The organism is Buttiauxella sp. BIGb0552, from assembly GCF_004366275.1.
In the GTDB taxonomy this organism is placed as follows: Bacteria; Pseudomonadota; Gammaproteobacteria; order Enterobacterales; family Enterobacteriaceae; genus Buttiauxella; species Buttiauxella gaviniae.
Genome location: NZ_SODY01000006.1, coordinates 38217 through 61539, shown reverse-complemented (window position 1 = coordinate 61539; position 23323 = coordinate 38217). Strand labels below are relative to the sequence as shown.

Annotated in this window: 22 protein-coding genes; 3 read left to right on the top strand and 19 right to left on the bottom strand. The window is 50.0% G+C overall.

Features of this window, described 5'->3' with window-relative positions:
• Positions 1-61 precede the first annotated feature (61 nt).
• The 7 genes from EDF88_RS17460 to ssb1 form a co-directional block, all read right to left on the bottom strand.
• On the bottom strand, positions 62-265 hold the full coding sequence (locus EDF88_RS17460; protein WP_134186099.1) for a hypothetical protein: 204 nt from the start codon (positions 263-265) through the stop codon (positions 62-64).
• Positions 266-378: 113 nt separating this feature from the next.
• Complete coding sequence (locus EDF88_RS25095; RefSeq protein ID WP_347876565.1) at positions 379-477, bottom strand: MbeD/MobD family mobilization/exclusion protein; 99 nt, start codon at positions 475-477, stop codon at positions 379-381.
• A 23-nt stretch (positions 478-500) separates the two neighbouring features.
• On the bottom strand, positions 501-920 hold the full coding sequence (locus EDF88_RS24825; RefSeq protein ID WP_186367378.1) for a hypothetical protein: 420 nt from the start codon (positions 918-920) through the stop codon (positions 501-503).
• Positions 898-2946: an integrase gene (locus EDF88_RS17445; RefSeq protein WP_134186097.1), complete on the bottom strand. Its 2049-nt coding sequence runs from the start codon at positions 2944-2946 to the stop codon at positions 898-900. Before EDF88_RS17445 ends, EDF88_RS24825 begins: the two co-directional genes overlap by 23 nt.
• Positions 2939-4498, bottom strand: coding sequence for a site-specific integrase (locus EDF88_RS17440; RefSeq protein WP_134186095.1), 1560 nt, complete (start codon positions 4496-4498; stop codon positions 2939-2941). Before EDF88_RS17440 ends, EDF88_RS17445 begins: the two co-directional genes overlap by 8 nt.
• Entirely contained in the window at positions 4485-5744 is a 1260-nt protein-coding gene (locus tag EDF88_RS17435; RefSeq protein WP_134186093.1) for a site-specific integrase, read from the bottom strand. The genes EDF88_RS17440 and EDF88_RS17435 overlap by 14 nt, the downstream gene beginning before the upstream one ends.
• A 153-nt stretch (positions 5745-5897) precedes the next feature.
• Positions 5898-6437, bottom strand: coding sequence for a single-stranded DNA-binding protein SSB1 (gene ssb1, locus EDF88_RS17430; protein WP_064515395.1), 540 nt, complete (start codon positions 6435-6437; stop codon positions 5898-5900).
• A 228-nt stretch (positions 6438-6665) separates the two neighbouring features.
• Between ssb1 and uvrA the strand changes: the two genes are divergently transcribed.
• Entirely contained in the window at positions 6666-9491 is a 2826-nt protein-coding gene (uvrA, locus tag EDF88_RS17425) for an excinuclease ABC subunit UvrA (protein ID WP_134186091.1), read from the top strand.
• 5 nt (positions 9492-9496) lie between these two features.
• Here the strand turns inward: uvrA and EDF88_RS17420 are convergent, their stop codons facing one another.
• The 5 genes from EDF88_RS17420 to dnaB form a co-directional block, all read right to left on the bottom strand.
• Positions 9497-9850, bottom strand: a complete 354-nt coding sequence (locus EDF88_RS17420) for an MmcQ/YjbR family DNA-binding protein (RefSeq protein ID WP_064515391.1) — start codon at positions 9848-9850, stop codon at positions 9497-9499.
• Positions 9851-10204: 354 nt separating this feature from the next.
• Positions 10205-10918, bottom strand: a complete 714-nt coding sequence (gene aphA / locus EDF88_RS17415) for an acid phosphatase AphA (protein ID WP_064515388.1) — start codon at positions 10916-10918, stop codon at positions 10205-10207.
• 170 nt (positions 10919-11088) lie between these two features.
• A complete protein-coding gene (gene tyrB, locus EDF88_RS17410) occupies positions 11089-12282 on the bottom strand; it encodes an aromatic amino acid transaminase (RefSeq protein WP_064515386.1) in 1194 nt (397 codons plus the stop codon).
• 438 nt (positions 12283-12720) lie between these two features.
• Positions 12721-13800, bottom strand: a complete 1080-nt coding sequence (gene alr / locus EDF88_RS17405) for an alanine racemase (protein ID WP_134186089.1) — start codon at positions 13798-13800, stop codon at positions 12721-12723.
• A gap of 165 nt (positions 13801-13965) precedes the next feature.
• Positions 13966-15372: a replicative DNA helicase gene (gene dnaB / locus EDF88_RS17400; RefSeq protein ID WP_034492420.1), complete on the bottom strand. Its 1407-nt coding sequence runs from the start codon at positions 15370-15372 to the stop codon at positions 13966-13968.
• A gap of 78 nt (positions 15373-15450) precedes the next feature.
• Here dnaB and EDF88_RS17395 point away from each other — a divergent pair, with 78 nt between their 5' ends.
• Positions 15451-16434 carry a quinone oxidoreductase gene (locus EDF88_RS17395; protein ID WP_134186087.1) on the top strand — a complete coding sequence of 328 codons (984 nt, stop codon included), beginning with the start codon at positions 15451-15453 and terminating at the stop codon, positions 16432-16434.
• A 213-nt stretch (positions 16435-16647) separates the two neighbouring features.
• Here EDF88_RS17395 and dusA read toward each other — a convergent pair whose 3' ends face one another.
• The 3 genes from dusA to EDF88_RS17380 form a co-directional block, all read right to left on the bottom strand.
• The gene (dusA, locus tag EDF88_RS17390; RefSeq protein ID WP_134186085.1) at positions 16648-17646 is read right to left on the bottom strand and encodes a tRNA dihydrouridine(20/20a) synthase DusA; all 999 of its coding nucleotides are present in this window, start codon (positions 17644-17646) and stop codon (positions 16648-16650) included.
• Positions 17647-17741: 95 nt separating this feature from the next.
• Positions 17742-19049, bottom strand: a complete 1308-nt coding sequence (locus tag EDF88_RS17385) for a conjugal transfer protein TraF (protein ID WP_134186083.1) — start codon at positions 19047-19049, stop codon at positions 17742-17744.
• Positions 19050-19220: 171 nt separating this feature from the next.
• The gene (locus EDF88_RS17380; protein WP_064515376.1) at positions 19221-19724 is read right to left on the bottom strand and encodes a cupin domain-containing protein; all 504 of its coding nucleotides are present in this window, start codon (positions 19722-19724) and stop codon (positions 19221-19223) included.
• 105 nt (positions 19725-19829) lie between these two features.
• Here EDF88_RS17380 and zur point away from each other — a divergent pair, with 105 nt between their 5' ends.
• Positions 19830-20345: a zinc uptake transcriptional repressor Zur gene (zur, locus tag EDF88_RS17375; protein WP_064515375.1), complete on the top strand. Its 516-nt coding sequence runs from the start codon at positions 19830-19832 to the stop codon at positions 20343-20345.
• An 82-nt stretch (positions 20346-20427) separates the two neighbouring features.
• Here the strand turns inward: zur and EDF88_RS17370 are convergent, their stop codons facing one another.
• The 4 genes from EDF88_RS17370 to EDF88_RS17355 all read right to left on the bottom strand — a co-directional run bounded on the left by EDF88_RS17370 (position 20428) and on the right by EDF88_RS17355 (position 23288).
• Positions 20428-20637 carry a CsbD family protein gene (locus tag EDF88_RS17370; RefSeq protein WP_034492637.1) on the bottom strand — a complete coding sequence of 70 codons (210 nt, stop codon included), beginning with the start codon at positions 20635-20637 and terminating at the stop codon, positions 20428-20430.
• 159 nt (positions 20638-20796) lie between these two features.
• Positions 20797-22128, bottom strand: a complete 1332-nt coding sequence (gene dinF, locus EDF88_RS17365; RefSeq protein WP_064515373.1) for an MATE family efflux transporter DinF — start codon at positions 22126-22128, stop codon at positions 20797-20799.
• Positions 22129-22202: 74 nt separating this feature from the next.
• Positions 22203-22811, bottom strand: coding sequence for a transcriptional repressor LexA (gene lexA / locus EDF88_RS17360; protein ID WP_064515371.1), 609 nt, complete (start codon positions 22809-22811; stop codon positions 22203-22205).
• A gap of 108 nt (positions 22812-22919) precedes the next feature.
• The gene (locus tag EDF88_RS17355; RefSeq protein WP_064515369.1) at positions 22920-23288 is read right to left on the bottom strand and encodes a diacylglycerol kinase; all 369 of its coding nucleotides are present in this window, start codon (positions 23286-23288) and stop codon (positions 22920-22922) included.
• Positions 23289-23323: the final 35 nt, after the last annotated feature.

Here is a 23323-nt window from a genome sequence, read left to right as displayed (position 1 = left end):
ATTAAGCTTCTCTTCTGATAAACCGTGCAAGTAGAGGCCGGAAGCCCTTTTTTCAGGACATTCAGACATTCAGAATACCATTCCCGACCTCGCGGACCAGGCGCTCAATCAGCGCCAGCTCATGTGGCTCCAGCGTATCCGTCTCAATGTATTTCCAGTTCCGCTCGTAGAAACGTAGCGCTTCTACATCAGTAAACTCAGCATCCTCATCAATAAACCACGCTGCGCCTTTCAGTTGCGGGTAATCCCGAACTCTGACTGTCATTGGTCACATCTCCATATCAAACACTTCTGATTGATGGACATGACGCTCCCATTCAAGCCGCTGACGCGCTCGTTCATTCCTATGTTCTCCGCCCGCATAAGACTTAGCATCTTCTATTCCGCAAAAGCGACCTGCCAGTCGTCCAACCTTCGCGAATAGCTCTGCTTTAGCTGCTCAAACCCACTCAGCAACTGGTTTTTCAGTTCCGTCATGGTCTATTTCACGACCATGATCATCATCGTTTTTCACCGTCAGAGCGTTCACGGTCAATCTTTGGCAATGACGCATTGAGTTGATGCTCTTTCATTCCGTGTTTGTATGCATTGTATTGCCAGATCACAAACTGCTGTTTGTACCTACGATTTATTTCTTTTAACTCTTCGATTTCACTTGCAAGCTTTGCAATACGATCGGCTGCAATGTTCAGGCTAGCTGGACGAGGTTTCTTGTGGCCTTTACCTTTAAGTGCATCCTTCTTTATTTGATAGGCAGTCACAATTGCCTCATGCGTATTCAGGGATTGTCTGGTTGGTAACTTCCCGACCATCGGTTCTGCTGCATCACAGATCGCCGGCCAAGTTAGCTTTTCGTTCGGCCATCCTCGAATCAGGTTCACAATTGCCTGGATATCTTTATTGTCCAAATGTTTTGCCAAAACCGCCCCCTAACATAGACGCCAAATCCTCTAACATCGCAGCCTCTTCGCTTGCATTGCCATTTTGTTCAATAACCTCTGTGGACTTCTTCTCAGCAACACGACGCAACTGACTGAAGTCATTACCCTTAAGCTTAATCTGGGCACCATTTTCAATATTCGGGTTCTCCAGGATTGCGACTAGTTCCCGAAGTCTAATGACCGTTTTCTTGGGATACTGATACCAACGATCAGCCCCTATATCACCCTTCTCTAAAGACGTATCTGCAAGCGAAAACAGGCGCTCTGACTTAACAAGTCGCTCCTTTATACGATCCAGTTTTTTTGACCCATCACCTTTGACACAAACCTGTTCAGTACAATGGACGCAGTCACGGTACTTTTCGCAGGGACTCATAGTGTAATCATGCACACAATATCCATACTCCGTCACATGCACAGCTGCATGCTCCAACGTATTGAACTCTATAGTTGTCATGGGAAGATTCTTGGCCACCTCACCGACAGGACCAAATAGCTCTTTTGATGTATCCAAACGTTCAGCCATACCAACCAGTTCGTATTCGGTCATGTGGTTGTAGGTCCGATTCTGTTTGACATCTGCCCGTCCCGACCATTTGGCGATTTCCAAGTTTGACAAGCCCCCACGCTGGGCAAGAGTGTTGAGCAAGTGACGTGCCTGATGCGAACTCAACTTGAGCCGTTCACCGTTTTCAGACCGGTAACCATAGCGATCAAAGATACTTTCGTGTTTCCCTTCCAGAGCTTCGCGAGGCGACAAATCATTGTTGAAGAAGTTATTGGTCGGCTTATGTAATTCATTCAGTATGCATTCGCGATTGCCGGGGAACTGATTTTTATTAAGAGCAAATAAAGCATTGCTGTACTTGATACCTTTATCTTTATCAAACCATGGGAAGTTATCAGGTAAACGGTCTGTGACGTGCTGCCACAAACTGTTTAGAGTATGTATTCCATCCTCTTGAGCAAGGCCCCTATTAAAAAGAGTAGATCGACATCTCGTTGGGGAACGATGATCCAAACAGAGTGCCTGGCAAGATTGTTTCATCGTCAACGGTGCGTGATCAGCAACGTCAGGGCAGTTAACATGGCGGTAAAACCTGTCCGGGTGTTGCTCAATCCACTTGGCCAGATTTCGAGCATTCTCTGACAGTCTTTTCGCTCTGCCTATGGCCGTTTTCGCCACATCAACCATCACCGTAGGTATCCATTTGATATCACCTTCGTAGCCCTTACCTGCAAAGAAACGCCACCCATAGCGTTCTATACCTTCGCGATCCGTTTCGAACACCTCGCAATCCACCGGCAGTGATAACACTTCAGTAATGCGCGATGGTGCTGACATCAGCATGGCAAACACTGATGTTGTGAATACATCTCGTGCGTCCGTTGGATCGTTGGCAAAAACTTCTGCCAGCGCATTGAGCGCAATATCCTGCGGAAGCCTTTTCTCTCTCGCTTTCTTCGCCTCTTTACCTGTTTTGTTTTTATCTTCTGGGCGCTTAATTGGATTGACCCAACTTTGCACGCCACATAATACAAGCTTGTTTTCTGTTACAAACTTAGCCAGACGCTCAATCTCTCGACCACATTGATAAGCTGCTCCATCGGAGTAGTGCTGTCTTGCCAACTCAGCAGCTTCATCGAGAACAGTAATCGACAAACCATCAATATCGGCGTTCCCTGTTACTTGCAGCAAAGCCGCCTCAATAGCTCGGAGGGCTTTGCTTTCATTCTTTGTTCCAGTGGGATTATGCCCCTGCTGGTAACGGAAATAGGCTTTGGAGAAATCGATAAACGCCTTGTCTTGCAGTTCTTCCGGTTTGGGTTTGCGCGTAGTGACACCCAACTTAGAAAACACAGTTATTTTTGGCCAAACCGCCTGTTTCCAATCAAGGTTGCGTCCGAATACAGTCAATTCGTCTCGACACTTGCTTATAAATACTTCAAGATTTTCTGATGCCGATAACATAGCCCGGGGCATGAACTGAAAAATCTCAACCATTCGCATTTACTCCATCTTGGCCAAGCTCTTCGCGCCGTATTGCACAGCGCATCATCACGTCGGCCACCGCGATGATGCTGCGATCAAGCACAGCAGCAATCGCGATGTCGCCAGTTACCTCTTTGACCCGCTCACGTTCGTCGAACAAATACTGATATACCTCTTTGTGCGGACCATCCAGCCAAGGCTGAAAATGCATGCAGGTGTAGCAGGGAATAGGGACATTGGCACCACAAAAGCCATGTTCGCCACAAGTACCAATCCCCATCCCCTCCTCGGTACGAATACGGCTGGTTGGGTCGTCACCTCGCCTTGCATACTTCTCTGAATCGACGAGGACACCAACAAAAGCCTGAGCGTATCGTGCCAATTGAAAACCAACTGCCGCATCCAACCTTTTCACATGCTCGGGGATATTCTTGATGTAAACACCTGCATTTTGGGTATCTGTATGATCAAGCAACTCCGCAATCACTAACTCGCCAAAACCTTCTCGGGCAGCCCGTGTGCCAGTGGTATAGCGGAAGCGTCGAGCATTAATATTCAATAGATTACCAGTACGTTCCGATTTAATATCAGCTGCTTCAACGACAAACTGGAGTGTATCGGATACATCTGCGGCTGCTATGTGAAGTTTATCGCTGGTAAGTAATTGTCTGAATTTATGAGGTGAATGGATGGCGGCTACCACACCAAGATCGGGAAAAAGAGGGGTCTGCTGTCGATCAACGTCCTGCAATTCAAACCCCAGACGTTTTTCAACCAAAGTAATTGCATTCTTTGCCTGGGCACGCAGGATTGCCCACAGTTCTTGTGTCATCGCAAAGGGTTTGAAGCTAGCTCGGAAACCATCGCCTTGTTTGCCACGCGGCACATTTAGCACATAGAAAGGCTCGCCTTTTTCGTTCTTGCCGCAGAGGACATCGACGATACGAAGATGTGAAAGCTGAATTGAGCGACGCCCGGTGTTACTGGTGACAAGTGCCATGGCCAATTCAGCCAGTGAAATTAAGTTCACTTCATAAGCTCGTATAGCCCCCTCGTTGAAAGCCTGGAGTTCATTGTCCGTCAATGGTCCTTCCTGAGGGTCTTGACGCTTAACAGCATCACCTTTTCGGTTACCTTTTAGGGTCCAGCCATCCAATAAACGCATCACGTCTTTGCTAACACCAGGATAACCCAGCCTGTGCCAACGACGCAGGAATCCACGGATAGTTGCCAGATACCATTCTGTTGCAGGTACTAGCATCGACCGATAATTAATCAATGTTGTATCAGTAATTTCTCTCGCTTCAGTCTCACGCAACATGTGCTGGAAACGCTCGATATTATTTTTAGTATGGCTGGAAGATAATCTGGAAGCATAAAACGCGAGTGTGTGAAGGCAGCCTTCTAGCGTCTTTCCTGACAAATAATTGTGAATCACAACAAGACTAACAGTGACATTCTTATCCAATACCCACGATGAGTCATACAACCCAAAGAAGTAGCCATTCGCCTTAGCCGGAATTAATTGTGATGCTAATGCAGGTAAGGTGTTATTTATTGTCATTCTTCAGATTCTCTGGCAAGCGAGTACCACTACTTTCTTGTAACGCCAAAGCAGCCTTTTGTCCCTTTTGTTGGATAAAACGCTTGTTATATATTGCGGCTGTTCCTGAACCCTCTTTCCAGCCCATTAAGAATGATCGAATCTTCTCCTGGCGCTCCTCACTGACTGGCTCATCCATGGCATCCATTCTTTCTGAAAATCTGCGGTTCCACGTGTGCCGAAGCATATGACCCGTTACGCGGTAGAGTTGTGGTGAAACAGCTCTAACAATACTGATTACCTTGTGATAACCCGCCTTGGATATAGGTTGTCCTACAGTCGGGCCATCTTTGTGAGTGACAAAAAGGAAGTCATTATTCGTCGCATATCGGACTTTACGGCGATCCTGAGTAATATAGTCATGCAGCTCTTTAGCAAGAATATCTGCCAGCGGCATGATTCGCTCGCGGGTTTTGGTATTGGGCTCTTTTGTTCGAGGATCATCTTGTTCATCGGACCGCCTAGCTATTTTGAGCCTATTAGCAGTGAAATCTATATCCCGTATTCTGATGTTTAGTAGTTCCCCACCCCGAATGCCAAGGTGATACAGAAGCAAGATAATCAACCGATTACGTCGCTGCACTTCCAACGAGAAAGGATTCCAATCGGCCCTTGGCTGAATAGCAGCAAGTAGCACATCTATTTGTTCATCACTTAACGACCTATCATGCTGGTCCCTATTACGACCTTTCTTGGCTGATCGCCGTTCCTTTATTTGCTCAGTCATAGTATTGATCTGTTCGATGACATCCGACTCAGCCGTATTTAAAATATGCATCGCAAACCAACGAATATAGCTAGCGAATGTTGTCAGCCGGAAATAAAGTGTCCCGTTGTTAACAGTTTCGGTTGCCTCCTCTATATCTTCTAGAGTAGAGAGCGAGTTAGAGAGGGCTGCTGAAGGCAGTTTTCCCTGTTTTCGCTGAGCAAAATCACGCAGGTCGTCCAGCTCATGTGGCTTAAAGAACTCCTTGGTCAAAAGCCGCTCCTCAAGCCTAATACCGCGGCGTTCAAGAAAGCGAAGCAATACAACCAAATTGCCAGCGGCAGATACCATCGTCGTAAAAGCGTCCCCTCTATTACGGCTCTGGGTTGTAAGAAAGAGGTTAGGGTAATACTCGGGAAGGCCAGAAGAACGATCCACCACCAAGCAGTAGCGCTCGCCACTATTCATGATAAATGTACTAACCCCGTAGTTCCTCTCCATACATCCTCCTAAAATTTTACATAATTACAAGGTATTAAATATCCCGATAATCGCCAAATTATTTTTTACTATTTCTATACCAATAAAAACAAAAAAGCCCTGCAAAAGCAGGGCGTTATTTTAATTTCTTTACAAAAAAATCAATGGTCAACTCTAGAATGGAATATCGTCATCGAAATCCATTGGTGGTTCATTGTTAGATGGTGCCGGAGCGCTCTGCTGCGGGCGAGATTGTTGCGCGCCGCCGCTGAACTGGTTACCACCCTGCTGCGGTTGCTGAGGCTGACCCCAACCACCTTGCTGCTGGCCTGGAGCACCGCCGCCGGCAGGAGCACCACCCGCTGCACGTCCACCCAGCATTTGCATGGTGCCGCCAACGTTAACCACGATTTCGGTAGTGTACTTTTCAACACCAGCCTGGTCAGTCCATTTACGAGTTTGCAATGCACCTTCGATATAAACCTGGGAGCCTTTACGCAGGTATTCACCTGCTACTTCTGCCAGTTTGCCAAACAGCACTACACGGTGCCATTCAGTTTTTTCTTTGGTTTCGCCGGTTTGCTTATCGCGCCAGGACTCTGACGTGGCCAGAGTAATGTTGGCAACTGCGCCACCATTTGGCATGTAGCGTACTTCCGGGTCTTGACCCAGATTCCCGACGAGAATCACCTTGTTTACGCCTCTGCTGGCCATGATCGTGTCTCCTGAAACGTTTAATAAGTAGTGTAAACCCTCGATTCTACCACGCCACCCCTAATCTTTATAGCTGCGGGATGCATTCCAGAATCTCGGTAGGATATACATTATTGCATTAAAGCACTGGATATCCATTCAGGTTTTATTGTGTCATAATTAGCCGTTTGTGATCGTCGGCGGCCTCCAGTGCGGCCTGGCAAAAAGCGTTTAAACCGGGAAAGGTGAATGGATAAGATCGAAGTTCGGGGCGCCCGCACCCACAATCTCAAAAATATTAACCTCGATATTCCACGCGACAAGCTGATTGTCGTGACTGGGCTTTCGGGTTCTGGCAAATCCTCACTGGCTTTCGACACCTTATACGCCGAGGGGCAACGTCGTTACGTTGAGTCCCTCTCCGCTTATGCGCGTCAGTTCCTGTCATTGATGGAAAAGCCTGATGTCGACCACATTGAAGGCTTGTCGCCTGCGATTTCTATCGAGCAGAAATCTACCTCGCACAACCCGCGTTCAACCGTCGGCACTATCACTGAAATTCATGACTACCTGCGCCTGCTATATGCCCGCGTAGGCGAGCCGCGTTGCCCTGATCACAATGTTACTCTTGCGGCGCAAACCGTGAGTCAGATGGTCGATAATGTTTTAGCTCAGCCGGAAGGCAGGCGCCTGATGCTGCTTGCGCCAATTATTAAAGATAGAAAAGGCGAGCACAGCAAAACGCTGGAAAACCTGGCAAGCCAGGGTTATATCCGCGCAAGGATCGACGGCGAAGTGTGCGATCTATCCGATCCGCCGAAACTTGAGCTGCAAAAGAAACACACCATCGAAGTGGTGGTTGACCGTTTTAAAGTCCGTGAGGATTTAGCGCAACGTCTGGCCGAATCATTTGAGACAGCGCTGGATTTATCTGGCGGTTCTGCTGTTGTCGCCGATATGGATGACGAAAAAGCCGAAGAATTACTGTTCTCGGCAAACTTTGCCTGCCCAATTTGTGGCTATAGCATGCGTGAGCTGGAACCTCGTCTGTTCTCGTTCAACAACCCGGCCGGTGCCTGCCCAACCTGTGACGGGCTTGGCGTGCAGCAATATTTCGACCCGGATCGTGTTGTGCAAAACGGCGAGCTTTCCCTTGCTGGCGGCGCAATTCGTGGCTGGGATCGCCGTAACTTCTATTACTTCACGATGATGCGTTCGCTCGCGGAGCATTATAAATTTGATATCGAAACGCCGTGGAACGAACTGACAGCCAGCGTGAAAAACGTGGTGCTTAACGGCTCCGGTAAAGAAAGTATTGAATTCAAATATATAAACGACCGTGGCGATACCTCGGTACGTCGCCATCCGTTTGAAGGCGTTCTGCATAATATGGAACGTCGCTATAAAGAAACCGAATCTTCTGCAGTCCGCGAAGAGCTGGCGAAATTTATCAGCAACCGTTCATGTGCAAGCTGTGAAGGTACACGCCTGCGTCGTGAAGCACGTCATGTGTTTGTCGAAAACACACCGCTGCCGACTATTTCAGACATGAGCATCGGCCATGCAATGGAATTCTTCCAGAACATGAAACTCAGCGGCCAGCGTGCTCAAATCGCTGAGAAAGTGCTGAAAGAGATTGGCGACCGCCTGAAATTCCTGGTGAACGTCGGCCTGAATTATCTGTCGCTATCACGTTCAGCTGAAACGCTGTCCGGTGGTGAAGCGCAACGTATTCGTCTGGCAAGCCAGATTGGTGCGGGTCTTGTCGGCGTGATGTACGTGCTCGATGAACCCTCTATCGGCCTGCACCAGCGTGATAACGAGCGGCTGCTGGAAACGCTGATTCACCTGCGCGATCTCGGTAACACCGTGATTGTGGTTGAGCACGATGAAGATGCTATCCGCGCCGCAGACCATATTATCGATATCGGCCCAGGTGCCGGTGTGCACGGTGGCCAGGTGGTTGCTGAAGGCTCCATGCAGGACATTATGGACGTGCCTGAATCCCTGACCGGGCAGTTCCTTAGCGGGAAACGTGGAATTGCGGTGCCGAAAAACCGCGTGCCTGCCGATCCCGAGAAAGTGCTTAAACTGGTTGGAGCGAAAGGCAACAACCTGAAAGATGTGACACTGACGCTGCCGGTAGGTTTGTTTACCTGTGTGACCGGGGTTTCCGGTTCCGGGAAATCGACGCTGATTAACGATACGCTTTTCCCAATTGCTCAAACCCAATTGAACGGTGCAACACTTGCGGAACCTGCGCCTTATCGTGAAGTTCATGGTCTGGAGCATTTCGACAAAGTTATTGATATCGACCAAAGCCCAATTGGTCGTACGCCTCGTTCAAACCCAGCTACTTACACTGGCGTGTTTACGCCTGTGCGTGAGCTGTTTGCAGGTGTGCCGGAATCACGTGCGCGAGGTTATACGCCGGGTCGTTTCAGCTTTAACGTGCGTGGTGGGCGTTGTGAAGCCTGTCAGGGCGATGGCGTGATCAAAGTCGAAATGCACTTCTTGCCGGACATTTACGTGCCGTGCGACCAGTGCAAAGGCAAACGCTATAACCGCGAAACTCTGGAAGTTAAATACAAAGGCAAGAGCATCCACGAAGTACTGGATATGACCATTGAAGATGCTCGTGAGTTCTTTGATGCCGTACCTGCGCTGGCGCGTAAGCTGCAAACGTTAATCGACGTGGGTCTGTCTTACATTCGCTTGGGTCAGTCTGCGACCACGCTGTCGGGCGGTGAAGCACAACGCGTGAAACTGGCGCGTGAGCTTTCTAAGCGTGGCACCGGGCAAACACTGTATATCCTCGATGAGCCAACGACTGGTCTGCACTTTGCGGACATCCAGCAGTTACTGGAAGTTCTGCATCAGTTGCGCGACCAGGGCAACACCATCGTGGTTATCGAACATAATCTGGACGTGATTAAAACCGCAGACTGGATTGTTGACCTTGGCCCAGAAGGCGGTAGCGGCGGCGGCGAAATTCTCGTTTCCGGTACGCCTGAAACCGTGGCGGAATGCGAGGCATCACATACCGCTCGTTTCCTTAAGCCTTTGCTGAAATAGTCGAATCAGTCAGAAAGCTGCTGCCTGGTTTGCTGAGGCAGCAGCGATAATGCCTGCTGATAAGAGGCATCAACCAGATAGTAAATCTGCGAATCCGGAAGTGTGCCGTCCAGGTAAAGCGTGCTCCAGTGCGCTTTGTTCAAATGCGCGCTAGGATGCACATCACTATGTTGTTCACGTAACAAGTCGGCAAGTGCCGGGCTTGCCTTTAACGACACTGCCGGGCGTGCTTCCACATCATGCACCATCGCATACATCACATCCGCCACTTTTATTTGTGTGGCCTTCCAGTCGCTATGAACCGTTTGTTCCGCTCCGGGTTTGTTCATGCAGTACTGCAATAGCTCCGAATTGGTCATTTTATTCCCCTTGAGAGACTCCCGTGAAAACGATGTGCTGGCCAGTTTAAGGCACAGGCATCTCTAAGTGTGCGAGCAACTCGCCAAAAGGTAAAACTCAACGGGGAAATTTTGATGAAAAAAACGGCAGAGGGATTGGTATAGCGTCATTAAAACCGATTCTACCCTAGATAATTCGAGCTGAAGGACAAAAGGCTTTAGCCTTTTGAGCAGCGCTTGCGCTGACCTCGACAGAGGCGAGGCTTTGCCGAGTAACGCGGCAAGTGAACTCATCCCCAGGAGCTTACTAAAGTAAGTGACTGGGGTGAGTGAGTGTACCCAACGCACCTGCGGCTTGAAGTATGACGGGTAAAATTAGTATTCGGAGTTAACGATAACCTCTTCGCCAAATGTCCCTGCTTTTGGCAATGGCTGATAGCTGGAGTTTGAAGCACGTAGCAGGCGAATACCCCTCGCACCTACGTCCTGCGCAGCAGTAATATCGCCGTCTGAGTCACCGTAGAACACTTTGATTTTCTTATCTTTCAGCCATTGTGTCTTGGTATTTTGGCCTGGCTGGTCGCCCGCGAAAATAACCGGATTCACGCTTGCCTGTGGGATTAGAAAATCTTTCTGCAGCGTCTGAGTCACAGTTTCTGTTTTAGTCGGACTGCGGCCGGTGACGAAGTAAATGCTGTCGCCACGCTTGAGGTGCATCGCGATCAGATTCCGGGCAACCTCTTTCGGCATGCTGAAATCATCCCAGCCATTGTTCATTTTTTCCCAAAACTCAGGATTTTTCAGGTAATCCTGTTTGCCTGGAGAAAACTCTTTTTGCCCGCGATAGAAGCCAGGGCTTGAGAACAGAACCGTGTCGTCGATATCGAAACCCACCGCCATCGGCGCGCGGCCCAGCAGGCTGTTTTCGATTTGTGCGACAGAAACCCAGTGAATCGGAACTTGCTGCGCCAGTTGCGCGACGGTTACGCCAGGGTTGAGTGGTACGGGTGCAGATTCCTTAGCAACAACAGACTGGTTCAATCCCAATAACAAACAAACGGCACTTAATGCCATAGTTAGCTTACGCATCATTTTCCCTTTAATTATGATTAGTGAGGGTGATAAAGCAGGACAGATGGTCAAAAATCAATTCGACCATACCGATGCGAAAGCGCCAGAGGAAGGAATTTTTCAAGATTTATCATAGAAAAAGGCAATGATCACACATCGCCTTTTTAAGATGAAAAGTAAGTGAGTACTTACATTACAGCTGCAAAAGCCTGTGCCACACGCTGTACGTTATTGCTGTTAAGTCCTGCGACACACATGCGCCCGCTGGCTATCAGATACACGCCAAACTCATCACGCAAGCGGTCAACCTGTTCTGAGCTCAGACCTGTATAGCTGAACATGCCACGTTGTTGCAGCAGATAGTCAAAGTTACGCTCCGGCATTTCGGCTTTCAGCACAGAAACCAATGCCTGGCGCATATCAAGAATACGGCGACGCATGGTTTCAACTTCTTCCAGCCAGTTGGCTTTCAGCTGCTCGTCATTCAATACGGCCGATACCACTTGCGCACCAAAGTTTGGCGGGCTGGAGTAGTTACGGCGCACGGTTGCTTTCAACTGGCCTAATACGCGGCCTGCGGCATCGGCATCTTCACAAACGACAGACAGGCCGCCCACGCGCTCGCCATACATAGAGAAAATCTTCGAGAATGAGTTACTGACCAACGCTGGCAGTCCGGCGCTGGCAATCGCGCGAATCGCGTAAGCATCTTCTTCCATGCCCGCACCAAAGCCCTGGTAGGCAATATCAAGGAATGGAATCAGCTCGCGCGCCTTGAGAATTTCAACCACCACATCCCATTGCGCATCCGTCAGATCAGAACCTGTCGGGTTATGACAGCACGGATGCAGCAGTACGATACTTTGCGCAGGCAGCGTTTGCAGGGTTTCCAGCAGCGCTTCGAAGCGCACGCCGTTGGTTTCGGTATCGAACCACGGGTAGGTATTCACTTCAAAACCCGCGCCGCCAAAGATAGCGACATGATTTTCCCAGGTCGGATCGCTGACCCACACCTGCGAATTCGGGAAATAGGTTTTCAGGAAGTCTGCGCCAACTTTTAACGCGCCGGAGCCGCCAAGTGTTTGAATAGTGGCGATACGCCCTTCCAGTAACGCCGGATGGTTTGCGCCAAACAGCAGCGGAGCAATCGCGCTACGGTAGCTGTTCAGACCTTCCATTGGCAGGTATATAGATGCGCCATGCGGCGTGGCATTCAGTCGTTCTTCAGCTTGAGCAACGGCCTGTAACTGCGGGATAACCCCATTTTCGTCGTAATAGAGACCAATGCTGAGGTTTACCTTGTCACTGCGCGGATCAACTTTGAAACGTTCCATCAAGGAAAGGATTGGGTCGCCAGCATAGGCGTCAACTTTTTGAAACACGGTGAGGTTCTCCTGGTTTACAGTGTTGCGAACAACCAATGTAAACCGGAAGTTGGGGCGAGATCGAGAGGTTTATGCTTAGAAACACCCCTCTCCCTGAGGGCTGTCTCTTATACACAGCTCACTCAGGCAATCTTGTCAGGGTGAGATCTTTAAGCCTCGTTGATTTTCCGTTCACCCGTGCGTTCAGTTATCTCTTTCATTCCCGAAAACGGTGAACGTATCAAGGAGAGAACGCCCTCTCCTTGATAATCCTGGCGCCCGGTCATTAAATTGCCGGGAGTCCGGGTTCTTAGGGTGGCGACGGTGGCCACCCTAAGTCGTTCACCGGTACAGTAGCTATATGAAACACGGAACATCGGGTGAACGGAACAGTCTCCCTACTTAAAAAGATGAGACTAAGAGACAGCCCCGAGGGTGAGGGGGAAGACAAGAAAATTAATCCAGATATTCCATCACAACCCTTGAAGTCAGGCGAGTGATAAGTTCGTAAGCACTCACTTTTGTGATTTCAGCAATACGTTCAACCGGCAGGCTATCGCCCCACATCACCACGCCATCACCCACTTTGTCTGCTGACTGCGGGCCAAGATCGACACAAATCATGTCCATAGCAACGCGTCCGACAATTGGCACTTCACGGCCATTCACCAGCACAGGGGTGCCAGAAGGCGCTGCTCGCGGGTAGCCATCACCATAACCAATAGCAACTACACCCAAACGCGTATCACGTTCGGCAATCCAGGTGCCACCGTAACCGACCGCTTCACCCGCTTTATGCGCACGCACTGCAATCAGGCTGGAAGTCAGTGACATCACCGGCTGACAACCAAAATCTGTGCCGCACGAGTGGTGCTCTAACGGAGAAACGCCATACAAGATAATGCCCGGGCGAACCCAATCCATATGCGAGTCCGGCCATAGCAAGATGCCGCCGGATGCACCAATAGAACGCTGACCAGGCTTGCCCGCAGTAAACGAATTGAAAATATCGAGCTGGCGCAGCGTGGCATCAGATTCCGGCTCGTCAGCGCGAGCAAAATGGCTGACGATATTCACCGGCTGGCTGACATTTTTACAGCGGCAAAGACGCTGATAAAACGCCTCCGCCTCTTCAGGCAAGATACCTAAACGGTGCATGCCGGTATCCAGTTTCATCCAAACCGTTACCGGATGGCTTAACTCGGCTTGTTCCAGCGCTTCAAGCTGTTCGATGCAGTGGACGGCTGTCTGGAAATTCTGTTCGTCAATAGTCGGGAGGTCGCAAGCGTTAAAAAAGCCTTCCAGCAGTAAAATGGGCTGAGTGATGCCCCCGGCACGTAAGTGAACACCTTCCTCAAGACGGGCAACACCGAAGGCATCGGCATCAGTCAGTGTTTGGGCCGTCTCGAGCAGACCATGCCCATATGCGTTTGCTTTCACAACCGCCACCATACGGCTGGCAGGAGCCAGTTCGCGCAGGCGTTGCAGGTTGTGTCGCAGAGCGCGGCGGTTAATTTTTACGGTTGCCGCTTGCATGTTCGATCCTTGCTAAAAATTAAATATGGGGACACCACAAATCCTCTAAATCATTCGGGCTGCAAGAAGGCGGCAAACTCGTGAATCCCCATGAGCTTACACAAGTAAGCGATTGGGGTAAGCGAGTGCAGCCAACGCACTTGCAGCGTGAAGGATAACGAGGATTTAGTCTTCGTCGTATTGCGGGCCAGCGTAATTATCGAAACGTGAGAATTGCCCGTTAAACGTCAGGCGCACGGTGCCGATTGGACCGTTACGCTGCTTACCGAGGATGATTTGCGCGATGCCTTTCTCGTCACTGTTGTCGTTATAAACTTCGTCACGATAGATGAACATGATTAAGTCGGCATCCTGCTCGATGGAGCCTGATTCACGCAAGTCCGAGTTAACCGGGCGTTTATCTGCACGTTGTTCCAGGGAGCGGTTAAGCTGCGAAAGCGCAACTACCGGCACCTGCAGCTCTTTTGCCAGCGCTTTTAGCGAGCGCGAAATCTCGGCGATTTCCAGGGTACGGTTGTCCGATAGTGACGGTACGCGCATCAATTGCAGGTAGTCGATCATGATCAGGCTGAGGCCGCCATGTTCACGGTAGATACGGCGCGCACGCGAGCGCACTTCCGTTGGCGTAAGGCCGGATGAGTCATCAATGTACATGTTGCGTTTTTCAAGCAAGATGCCCATGGTGCTGGAAATGCGCGCCCAGTCTTCGTCATCAAGCTGGCCGGTACGGATTTTAGTCTGGTCGACGCGTGACAGCGACGCCAGCATACGCATCATGATCTGCTCGCCTGGCATCTCGAGGCTGAAAATCAGCACCGGTTTTTCCTGCAACATCGCGGCGTTTTCGCACAAGTTCATCGCAAAGGTGGTTTTACCCATCGACGGACGCGCCGCCACGATGATCAGATCCGATTTTTGCAGACCAGCCGTTTTCTTGTTCAAGTCCTGGTAGCCGGTGTCGACGCCCGTTACGCCATCGTGTGGCGTCTGGTAAAGCGTTTCGATACGCGAGACTGTCGCTTCAAGGATTTGGTCGATACTTTTCGGGCCTTCGTCTTTATTCGCACGGCTCTCAGCAATCTGGAAAACGCGGGACTCGGCGAGATCAAGCAAATCTTCGCTGGTGCGCCCTTGAGGGTCGTAACCAGCATCCGCGATTTCATTCGCGACGGAAATCATTTCACGCACTACGGCACGTTCGCGCACGATATCAGCATAGGCACTGATGTTCGCAGCACTTGGCGTATTTTTTGATAATTCGGCCAGATAGGCGAAACCACCGACACTTTCCAGATTGCCCTGAAGTTCCAGAGATTCAGAAAGCGTGATCAGGTCGATTGGCTTGCTCATTTCGAGCAAACGCTGCATTTCGGTGAAGATCATGCGGTGTGGACGGCTGAAAAAATCGTTAGCCACGACGCGCTCGGAAACGTTATCCCAGCGTTCGTTGTCCAGCATTAAACCGCCCAACACCGACTGCTCCGCTTCCAGAGAATGTGGCGGCATTTTCAGCCCTTCCATCTGACGATCGCGGGGTTCTTTCGGTTTGTTGAAGGGTTTATTTCCTGCCATAGTGAGGGAGTTACCAAAATCAGATAAGAGAGACGAGAGTTTACTCTATCTCCCTCCGAGGAAACAGAAGGAGTTCTCATGGCAACACGCATTGAATTTAGTCAGCACGGCGGACCAGAAGTCTTAAAAGTTGTTGAATTCACCCCAACCGCTCCCGCAGAAAACGAAGTCCAGGTTGAGAACAAAGCGATTGGTATCAACTACATCGACACCTATATTCGCAGCGGTTTATACCCACCTCCGATGCTACCAAGCGGCCTCGGTACTGAGGCTGCGGGAGTAGTCAGTAAAATTGGCAGCGCGGTAACACATATTAAAGTTGGCGATCGAGTGGTCTACGCACAGTCCGGACTCGGCGCATACAGCAGTGTTCACAATGTGCCTGCCGATAAAGCCGCAAAACTTCCTGACGCTATCTCTTTTGAGCAAGCTGCCGCGTCGTTCCTCAAAGGGCTGACGGTTTATTATCTGCTGCGTAAAACCTACGATATCAAAGCTAATGAAGTTTTCTTATTCCATGCTGCTGCCGGTGGCGTGGGGCTAATTGCCTGCCAGTGGGCCAAAGCACTAGGCGCAAAACTGATTGGTACCGTTGGGTCAGCACAAAAGGCGGATCGCGCCAAAAAGGCTGGAGCCTGGCAGACCATTAATTACCGCGAAGAAAACCTTGTCGACCGAGTGAAAGAGATTACTGGCGGCAAAAAAGTGGCCGTAGTTTATGACTCTGTAGGGAAAGATACCTGGGAGGCTTCGCTCGACTGCTTACAGCGCCAGGGGCTGATGGTGAGTTTTGGTAACTCTTCAGGCCCGGTGACGGGTGTGAATCTGGGGATTTTGAACCAGAAAGGCTCACTGTATGTTACTCGTCCGTCACTAAATGGTTACGTGACCACGCGTGAGGAGCTGGAGGAAGCGAGCAACGAGCTGTTCTCGTTGATTGCCAGCGGTGTGATTAAAGTGGATGTGGCTGAAAACCAGAAGTTTGCTTTGAGCGATGCCGCGCTGGCTCATACAACGCTGGAGAGCCGCAGTACACAAGGCTCTAGTTTACTGATTCCATAAAAGAATTTGGGCCTCCCAAGGGAAGCCCATTCTTTTTTTGTTCGCTCTGTATGTAGGGTACAGCGCGATGAATTCGTTTTTTGCAACCCGGTAATATTGTCAGATTTGGTAAATAATTGATATCCCGCGACCCGCAAACTTAGCCAGAAAGATGCGAGGTTGTGATCAACTCCGCAATACCTGAGCAATTAGATGGGTTATTACAAACAAAACCTAGCGTTTGTCGGCAACCAATGACAACGCATGTTCCACAACGTCGATTCCTGCACCGGCTTTATGGGCGTTTTCACTCAGGTAACGACGCCACTGGCGCGCACCTGGGATCCCCTGGAACAGGCCTAACATATGGCGTGTAACGTGGCCTAAATAAGTGCCATTCGCCAGTTCGCGTTCAATGTACGGATACATCGCACGCACCGCTGCAACGGTGTCGACTTCCTGCGTATCAAGGCCAAAAATCTCCCGATCAACTGCCGTCAGTAAACCTGGGTTCTGGTAGGCTTCGCGCCCGACCATGACGCCATCCATATGTTCCAGATGCGTTTTAGCTTCTTCCAGCGTTTTAATCCCACCGTTAATCGCCATTGTCAGATGCGGGAAATCACGCTTTAACTGATAAACGCGCGGGTAATCCAGCGGTGGAATTTCGCGGTTTTCTTTTGGGCTTAAACCAGAAAGCCAGGCTTTACGGGCATGGATGATAAACATCTCGCATTCACCTTTCCCGGCTACCGTGCTAATAAAATCACACAGGAATTCGTAGCTATCCTGGTCATCAATGCCGATACGGGTTTTGACGGTAACCGGAATAGAAACCACATCACGCATCGCTTTAATACAATCCGCAACGCGCTGCGCATCAGCCATAAGACACGCGCCAAACATGCCGTTTTGTACACGGTCAGATGGACAGCCGACATTCAGGTTAATTTCGTCGTAGCCACGCTCTTGCGCCAGTTTCGCGCAAATAGCCAATGCAGCCGGATCGCTACCGCCTAATTGCAGCGCGATAGGATGCTCGTCTTCGCTGTACGCCAGATAGTCCCCTTTGCCATGAATAATCGCACCGGTTGTCACCATTTCGGTGTACAGCAGTGTCTGGCTTGATAACTGACGCAAGAAGTAGCGGCAGTGGCGATCGGTCCAGTCAAGCATCGGCGCAATGGAAAAACGATGTGGCTGGAAAGGAGTCTGGTTGGTTTGTGAGGACATAGGCTGTGGGCGTTTACGGGCTACAGTTAAAAAAGGGTCGCCACTATAGCATAAAGCAGCGTCGGGACACCTGCTCGTCCCGACGGCTATTTTTATCAGAAGGTCACGCTAAGCTGCGCTCCGGCCCCCCATGTCTGGTCTTCGCCGTATAGCCCCATTAAATCAACATGCACACGATTAAATGGTGCAAAACCAATACCGCCGGTAAAGACGTTGCTGTCGTTTGATTTGACGTCAGCACGATAACCCGCTCGCACGGCAAGCCATGGCAACGGCGTAATTTCAGCACCGACGCCAACGTACTGCGAGTCTTCTTCGCTTTTGAAGCCTTTGGTTTCGGTGAGGTCGCCATCGGCGCTGAGGGTGATGAGATCGTTATGCCAGGCTACACCAGCCGTCACCAATGGACGAATCTGGTACGTGTCTTTGTAGTTAGTTGTCTCACCGGTTCTGCCATTGGTGATCAGAATATCTTTGGTATCAATGTCACGCGAAATCAGGTTCTGACCGCTCAGACCAACCGTCCAGTTTTCGCCGAAATCGGCCGCCAGGCCGGCATCCACGTTGAAACCAGTGTCATCATTACGATAGCGGCTGCTATTCCAGTCACTGCTGTCGTAGTTATAAATCGAGGTGGTGTAGTTATAGAGCCAGGTTTTTTGCAACTTCGGTGTGACGCCAAAAGAAACCGGCACTCCACCGAGATCAAACTCCTTCGCAAGCGCCACACCATAGTCAGAGACAATAGCCGCACGGCCAGAAGCAGTAGAATTCAGATTGCTGGTAATAACATCGGAGCCATTAATAGCGGCATCTAATGCAACGCCCCCAGCCACTGCCCGAGAACCTGCGATGCTATTGAGATAATCGATATCTTGCTGATCAATGGAAGAACTAACATGCGCACGTGCATAGGCTTTTGCGACAAAAGCCACCGAAAGCATGTCGTTTGGAATACTGACTGCGATACTGGCCCCCGCCTTCGCGTTTGCCGTTTTACCTTTCAGATCATTCAGCTCTCCAGCCAGATCGCCCGCAGCACCCTGAAACTGGTTGAGCGAACCATTTGGATTTAAAAGGATATCCTGCAGGGTGAGATCGTCGATAACGTTTTTGTATTGATCAACCTTATCGCTAATGTCATCAATCTGATCCTGCAGATTATCTTTATCCGTAATTTGCGCACTCACAGACGGCAGAATAACCGTCACTGTGTCGTCCTGCTTAGCCTTAGCCAGCAACGCGGGGTTCGTAAGCACCCCACTTCCGTAGCTCGCGGAAGCGACACCAGTACCACCCATTGCATCACTTCGTGCTTCAGACCATGTGCCCGCCGCATAAGCGTGATTTGCCATAAATAAAGATGCGGCGCTAAACGCCGCCAAAGTTTTCATTTTTTTCATTCACCACACGTCCGTCTGTTGATCAGATGTAATAACTGCCCCTGCCAGTTATGACTGAACAGAGGCGGACTATTGCTGTGAATAAAAGGCTGAAAAGTGGGCTGTTTCGCCCATCGGAATCCCGTTTCTATCCTTCAGGATTATGAGTTCAAAATTTCCATGCAAACTTATTTATAGTTTACCGTTCGGTTTTCGTGAAGGCTGGCCGTCGTGCGGGCCGAAAAATTGCGGGGGATGGTCAATCCAGCGATCCTGACGCTGTGCGGCATAGCCTGGGTTTAGCGGGTAATAAATTCGGTTCTCAGCTTTGTTTGCCTCCCCCACAATCAGCAGCCGGACTTCATGCTCTGTGTTGTTGATAAAGGTATGGCAGATACCTGTTCCAGCAGGGAAACCAACGCTATCGCCAGGTTCAAGTGGGTAAAGGTGCCCATTAATCCACACCTGTGGATGCCCTTCGAGCACATAAGCAAACTCTTCTTCGCTGCTTTCGGCATGAGGATAAGATGTGCGGCGACCTGGTAGCAGGCGCTCATGATGAATTCCCAGGCGATTAAGACCCAGTTTGCGGGCCAGTGGCGCGCCAATAGAAAACCGTTCTGCGCTGTCTGGATAAGTCGAATCATCGTCACCTTCTATTTCCTTCCAGTGGCGAATGCAATCAGGTTTATTCATAACAAACTCCGGGATAGTCATCTCAAAAGGTTGTGGCTAAGCGCACCACTCGGCGTTTTTTGCGCGTTGTGATAAAGTGTAGGGCTAATCTACAGGGGAATACTGATGGACATCACGACTTCACAAAACGTGTTAGCGCAGGCTGAAAAACTATGCGAGCAGCGTAATGTGCGCCTGACACCACAACGTCTTGAAGTATTGCGTTTGCTGACTCAGCAAGCGGGCGCTATCAGTGCTTATGATTTGCTGGATTTACTGCGTGCCAGCGAACCGCAAGCTAAACCCCCGACAGTGTATCGTGCGCTCGATTTTCTGCTCGAACAAGGTTTTGTACACCGTGTAGAGTCCACTAACAGCTATGTGTTGTGCAATCTTATCGATCAGCCAACTCACTCATCTGCGATGTTTATTTGTGATCGATGTGGTGCGGTGAAGGAGCGTAGTGCGGAAGGTGTGGAAGATATCATGCACCAACTGGCGGCCCAGTTAGGGTTTGCTTTGCATCATAACGTTATTGAGGCGCACGGCTTATGCAGCGCGTGTGCAGAAGTTGAAGCTTGTAGCCACCCGGATGCTTGCGGGCATGACCACTCAGTTCAGAGTAAAAAGAAGTCACGTTAGATTGGTTGGATTTGAGTTGAATGGAACGGTACATCCATGTACCAGGGCAGGGCTGAGAGTTAACACATCTGAGGGAAGCTAATTACCAACGGTATTTGTTGCGAGTTTCCCAATCAACGACTTCTTCCTCTGCCTTATCCTTTTCGTACCCATAACGCTCTTGAATCTTACCGACAAGCTGATCGCGTTTGCCTTCGATGACAGTCATATCATCGTCAGTCAGTTTGCCCCATTTCTCTTTTACTGTGCCTTTAAACTGTTTCCAGTTACCGCCGATTTCGTCTTTATTCATAATAATATCCTCATCGTTCGGGGGGAAGAACTGCTAAAAAATTACCAACGTCCAATGTGCTGCCATTTGGCCAACACCACTCTATCTGCTGGACGTGATAATAATTGTAGTCAAGGATATGGTGGTGGGGAGAAAACTAAGAATCTTTAACCATGCGGCTTAACTTTGTACATTGTTAAACCAGCTATTTTGCTGCCAGTGACGACGCCAAATCCAACCTAACGCCAGCCCCCGCAGAGCAAGGAATACCGCCACAGACAGCCATAACCCGTGGTTGCCTAAATACGGAACAGTGAAGAGCGTTAGGCCGAAACCAACAGCGGCAACCGCCATGCTATTACGCATCTCAGCGCCTCTTGTCGCGCCAATAAACATCCCATCCAGCAAGTAGCACCAGACACCAACCACGGGTAACACAATCTGCCAGTGGAGATAACGATCGGCCTGTAGCTGTAATTGGGGAATGGACGTCAGAAGAGAAACAATTTGCTCGCCAAATAGGGCATACACCACGGCAAACATGAGCGCGACTAAACCCGCCTGCCGACAAGCTGCCCCCCAAACCTCGAGCAATTGACCACGATTCTTTGCACCATAAGCTTGCCCGGAGTGGGCTTCAACAGCATAGGCAAAACCATCAAGCGCATAAGCGGTAAACGTCAGGAGAGTCATTAACACCGCATTGACGGCGACAATTTCGCTGCCTAAGCGCGCACCAAAGATGGTCACTGATGCAAAGCACACTTGCAGTAATAACGAGCGCAACATGATGTCCCGATTAAGCGCCAGTAAGCGCCGAACATTGCCACGCCAGGACTGTTTGAGCATCTCAAAACTGATACCTCGCAAGCCCATAACCTTCTTCACCATCAGCAATCCGATGAAAAATGTCGCGTATTCAGCAGTAACAGTCGCAAGTGCCGCCCCTTGAACATCAAGGTGCAAGCCCATCACCAGCCACACATCCAGTACGATATTCAGAAGATTGCCGACTACCAGCAAGATAACCGGAGCTCGTGCGTATTGAACCCCTAGCAACCATCCCAGTAAAACGAGGTTGGCAAGCGAGGCTGGCGCACTCAGCCAGCGGATTTCAAGAAAGCGTTGCGCTTGTACGAGCACATCCTGATTGCCGCCGACAATTTGTAAAGCGAGTGAAATGAGGGGATCGCGCAGTAAGACAATTGCCACCCCTGCCCCTAGTGCCAGTAATAATGGTTGCACCAGTGCACGAGCTAACGCTGAGGGATTATTGGCACCAAAAGCCTGAGCAGTTAAACCTGTGGTACTCATTCGTAAAAACAGCAGTAACATAAACAGGAAGCTGGTTGCTGTCGCACCAATGGCAACACCGCCCAGATAAACAGGACTATCCAGATGACCAATAACAGCCGTATCGACAAGGCCAAGCAGCGGAACGGTAATGTTGGAGAAAATCATGGGTAAAGCGAGGCGCCAGAGCGCACGATCCGCTGTGGAGAATAATTGCATGACATCTCCTGAAGGAGATCAAAGATAATTAAGGCAGTGATGCGCACTTTAAATGCGCATCACCTAAAGAGATTTTACAGCCAGTCGCCGTTGCGGATAACCCCAACAGCCAGCCCTTCAATAGAGAAGTTATGCTCGCGTAGGTCAACCACGATCGGTTCAAACTCACTGTTTTCTGGCAACAGATGAACGGTGTTGCCCTGTTGTTTTAAGCGCTTAACGGTAACTTCATCATCGATACGCGCGACAACAACCTGGCCATTACGCACATCCTGGGTTTTATGAACCGCAAGCAGGTCACCATCCATAATGCCGATGTCTTTCATCGACATACCGCTGACGCGCAGCAAGAAGTCGGCATTTGGTTTAAACAGTGATGGGTCGACCTGATAATGGCCTTCGATGTGTTGCTGTGCCAGGAGTGGCTCACCTGCAGCAACACGCCCAACCAGTGGAATACCGGTCACTTCTTCCACCAACAGGCGGATACCACGGGATGCGCCAGAAACAATTTCAAGCACACCTTTACGGGCAAGTGCTTTTAAATGCTCTTCAGCGGCGTTCGGAGAACGGAACCCCAGACGTTGAGCAATCTCGGCACGAGTCGGTGGCATGCCGGTCTGGCTGATATGATCCCGAATAAGATCAAACACCTCTTGCTGCCTGGTAGTTAACGCTTTCATTCCGCCCCCTGGGTGTTTATACAGTTATGCTGTGAGTATATACAGTCAAAGGTCAATTTGGAACCACAAATTAAGCAAAAAACCAGGCACTTAACTATTCTGGAAAGATCACCGCAAATGCGACCAAAGCAGCGTGACCCAGGTAATTACCGCGAGGATAATTGAAATTAATACTGCGGCCGAGCCCATGTCTTTGGCACGCCCGGAAAGTTCGTGGTAATCAGTGCCAACACGGTCGACAAGAGCCTCGATAGCGCTGTTGAGGATCTCGACAATCATGACCAACACGACTGAGCCGATAAGTAGAATGCGGGTAATGGGGTCGACATCTAACCAACATGCGATGGCAATGGCGATAACGGCAGAAACGCCTTCCTGGCGGAAAGCTGCTTCATTGATCCAGGCTGCTTTGAGCCCTTTCCATGAGTAGCCTGCGGCTTTGATGATACGGGTAAGTCCAGTGGTACTGCTCGCCATTTTAGGAAACCTTTTCAAATTATTTGCATCAATGC